We start from the raw sequence: 3598 nt of genomic DNA, 5'->3' as shown, positions 1-3598 counted from the left end.
GGATTCTTACACAGCCACTGGATCGGTCAACTGATCCTTAACTGATCGGCATTACTACTGTTGGGCGCGCTTTTAATGGGCTTTACTGGTGTGGCGATGGCGCAAAGTGTCACCGTCGATGTGCCGAGTGGATACAAAGTGGTTGTGGTTCCTGATTCAGTCAGCGTTCCACAAGCGGTCAGCGTCGCGACTGTGCCGCAAACCGTCTATGTGGCTCCTGCGCCAGCTCCGGCTTACCGCCCGCATCCTTATGTTCGCCATCTTGCCAGCGTAGGTGAAGGGATGGTTATCGAACACCAGATTGACGACCATCACCATTAATTCGAGAATGCCTGATCGCACAAATCAATCAGGCATTTTTTTACCCTTCGTGAGAATTTCCCATCTGTTTATCTTTTAAAAAGATAACCATCAGCGACAGCCACAAAATTCCGTTGACAAGGTTGAAGAGATTAAACAGTCCGTTGCCCACGTTCAGCCAGGCATGTTTGCTGATTTCAATACCAACGGTAAAGATCAGCATTTGCAGCATTCCCATCGCCGCAGAAACCGTACCTTTACTCATATCGCTGGCAAACAGGGTTAATCGCACCAGTCCCGCATTCGCCAGACCAATACCGAAAGCATAAATACTTAACCCGGCGGTCATCCATAAATACGCGTGCGATGAGATAACCGTTGCCGCAGCAGCGACCAACAGACCAATCATAATCGGCCAGCCGCCCATAATAATCAGCGAACGTACGGTGCGGCGCGAGGTCAGACGCGCTAACAGCAAGTTACCCGCAATTAACGCCCCGAAAATAGGCACTTGCAGCAAGCCATATTCATAGCTGCTCAACTGCTCCCCGGTAATGATGATAATCGGCGACTGGGCGATCCACGCCAGCAATGGCAGGCTAACGAATCCCAGCGCCCCCGCCACAAAGCGGCCGTTCTTCAGCACCAGCTTATAGTCACGACCGAGTTCTTTCAGTGACAGTTTCTCGCCTATACGCGTGGCGGTTTCAGGCATAGCTCGTTGCAGACCGAAAAAGGAGATCGCTGCCAATGCGGCAAACAAAACAAACATCCCCTCCCAAGGCAGCACATGGATCCACGCCGCGCCCACCAGCGGACCAAGTAGCGGAGCAATCAGCGCCACGTTCGCCATCAGCGCGGTGATCTTGATACAAACCGCCTCTTCGAAGGATTCCTGAATTGCGGCGTATCCCACAGCGCCAATGAAACAGAGGCTTATGCCCTGCAAGAAGCGCAACAGGGTGAATTGTTCAATGTTTTGCGCCAGTAATATTGCCAGACAGGTGACGATAAACCACACCACACCCGCCAGCATCACCGGACGGCGACCAATACGATCCGACAGCGGCCCCAGGAGCCATTGTAAAAACATCCCGCCCGCCAGATACGCGGTCATCGAAGTAGGAACCCAATCAATGCCCGCCTGATATTGTTCCACCACGGCCAACATACCGGGTTGGATCATATCGTTGCCGATATAGGTTGAAAATTCGTAAAGCACCAGACAGAGAGGGAAAAGTGACGCCTGACGTCCAAGCCTGGCACCGGAAGCTAATTTATTTTGCATGCAATTTCTTCGCCAATAATAATCGCGCAGAGTTTAATAAAAGCGCAGCTAACGAGAAAGCGAATTTTGTAGCTGAAACCACGGTTAAGCACATTCTTACATTATTGCGAGTATAGCTACGCTTTCTTTAAGTTTTATTTAACCTATGCCCGTTACAATCACCCACCGTAAACAGGCCGCTTGAGGGAAATAAGACGATGCCGCTTTACCCAGTTTAACCTGCACTTTATTCTCAACGACTTGCCTGTATTGGCTCCCTTTTAATCACTTTGCGTCGGGAAGTTATGCTGGAAAATTTGAATCTCTCTCTATTCTCTCTTATTAACGCGACGCCAGACTCGGCTCCGTGGATGATCTCGTTGGCGATTTTTATTGCTAAAGATTTGATTACCGTGGTGCCGTTGCTGGCCGCGGTACTTTGGTTGTGGGGGCTTACAGCACAACGGCAACTGGTGATAAAAATCGCTATCGCGCTGGCGGTCAGCCTGTTTGTGTCCTGGACGATGGGACATCTTTTTCCGCACGACCGACCCTTTGTCGAAAATATCGGCTATAACTTCCTGCATCATGCGGCGGATGACTCATTCCCGAGCGATCACGGTACGGTGATTTTCACCTTTGCACTGGCATTTTTATGCTGGCATCGCCTGTGGTCCGGCTCACTTTTAATGGTGCTGGCCGTCGTCATTGCCTGGTCGCGCGTTTATCTTGGCGTCCACTGGCCGCTGGATATGCTCGGTGGATTGCTGGCAGGTATGATTGGCTGCCTTAGTGCCCAGATTATCTGGCAAGCGATGGGGCATAAACTCTATCAACGTCTGCAATCGTGGTATCGCGTCTGTTTTGCATTACCGATCCGCAAAGGCTGGGTGCGTGACTGATCTCTGCTAAAAAGTGTAGTATTGAGCGGCTCGCTTCAATAACTATTCAGAGGGATTATGGAAACACGTCGCGAAGAGCGTATCGGGCAGCTGCTGCAAGAATTAAAACGCAGCGATAAGTTACATCTTAAAGACGCCGCCGCCCTGCTTGGGGTTTCGGAGATGACGATTCGTCGCGATCTGAACAACCACAGTGCGCCCGTCGTTTTGCTCGGCGGCTATATTGTTCTGGAACCGCGCAGTGCCAACCATTACCTGTTAAGCGATCAAAAATCCCGCCTGGTGGAAGAAAAACGCCGGGCGGCAAAACTGGCTGCGACACTGGTAGAACCCGATCAGACCCTCTTTTTTGACTGTGGCACCACCACGCCGTGGATTATTGAAGCGATTGATAATGAAATCCCTTTTACCGCCGTTTGTTATTCGCTAAATACCTTTCTGGCGCTGAAAGAGAAACCCCATTGCCGCGCATTTCTGTGCGGTGGTGAATTTCACGCCAGCAACGCCATTTTCAAACCCATCGATTTTCAGCAAACGTTGAATAATTTTTGCCCGGATATCGCTTTTTATTCCGCGGCGGGCGTGCATGTCAGTAAAGGCGCTACCTGTTTTAATCTTGAAGAGTTGCCGGTAAAACACTGGGCCATGTCGATGGCGCAAAAGCATGTGCTGGTTGTCGACCACAGTAAATTTGGCAAGGTGCGTCCGGCGCGCATGGGTGACCTGAAACGCTTTGATATTGTGGTGAGTGATTGTTGCCCGGAAGATGAGTATGTGAAGTACGCGCAGACGCACCGTATTAAGTTGATGTATTAATGACGTATAACCGGATGACGTTTCGCGCCATCCGGTTATCAGAAGATTAAGAGAACCAGCTGCCGAACCACTGATGGAATTTCATCATCACGAAATCCCACATCCGACCAAAGAATCCGCCCTCTTCCACATTTTCCATCACGATCAGCGGACGCTGCTCAATGGATTTACCGTTAAGCTGGAAATCAATGGTCCCGACAACCTGACCTTTTTTCAGCGGTGCGGTAAGCTGCGGTTCCGTTAACGTGTAGCTCGCCTTCAGGTTTTTCAGCTGCCCACGCGGTATGGTCACGGTGAGGTGTACTGGCAATAG

4 protein-coding genes and 1 pseudogene are annotated in these 3598 nt (G+C 50.6%); 3 read left to right on the top strand and 2 right to left on the bottom strand.

Annotated features, from left to right (window positions below):
• Positions 1-75: 75 nt before the first annotated feature.
• Positions 76-321, top strand: a complete 246-nt coding sequence (locus ACUU1M_RS19315) for a hypothetical protein (RefSeq protein WP_001336211.1) — start codon at positions 76-78, stop codon at positions 319-321.
• Between the two features lie 40 nt (positions 322-361).
• Here ACUU1M_RS19315 and mdfA read toward each other — a convergent pair whose 3' ends face one another.
• Positions 362-1588, bottom strand: coding sequence for a multidrug efflux MFS transporter MdfA (mdfA, locus tag ACUU1M_RS19310; RefSeq protein WP_001180102.1), 1227 nt, complete (start codon positions 1586-1588; stop codon positions 362-364).
• Between the two features lie 284 nt (positions 1589-1872).
• Between mdfA and ybjG the strand changes: the two genes are divergently transcribed.
• The gene (gene ybjG, locus ACUU1M_RS19305; RefSeq protein WP_001612704.1) at positions 1873-2469 is read left to right on the top strand and encodes an undecaprenyl-diphosphate phosphatase; all 597 of its coding nucleotides are present in this window, start codon (positions 1873-1875) and stop codon (positions 2467-2469) included.
• Between the two features lie 57 nt (positions 2470-2526).
• On the top strand, positions 2527-3285 hold the full coding sequence (deoR, locus tag ACUU1M_RS19300) for a DNA-binding transcriptional repressor DeoR (RefSeq protein WP_000450113.1): 759 nt from the start codon (positions 2527-2529) through the stop codon (positions 3283-3285).
• Between the two features lie 46 nt (positions 3286-3331).
• Here the strand turns inward: deoR and ACUU1M_RS19295 are convergent.
• A pseudogene (locus ACUU1M_RS19295) lies at positions 3332-3598 on the bottom strand (serine-type D-Ala-D-Ala carboxypeptidase); the annotation flags it as partial.

The sequence above is a fragment of the Shigella sp. SIG6 genome, assembly GCF_053555815.1.
The sequence above is the reverse complement of the archived record's forward strand: the minus strand, read 5'-3'. Positions and strand labels throughout refer to the sequence as shown.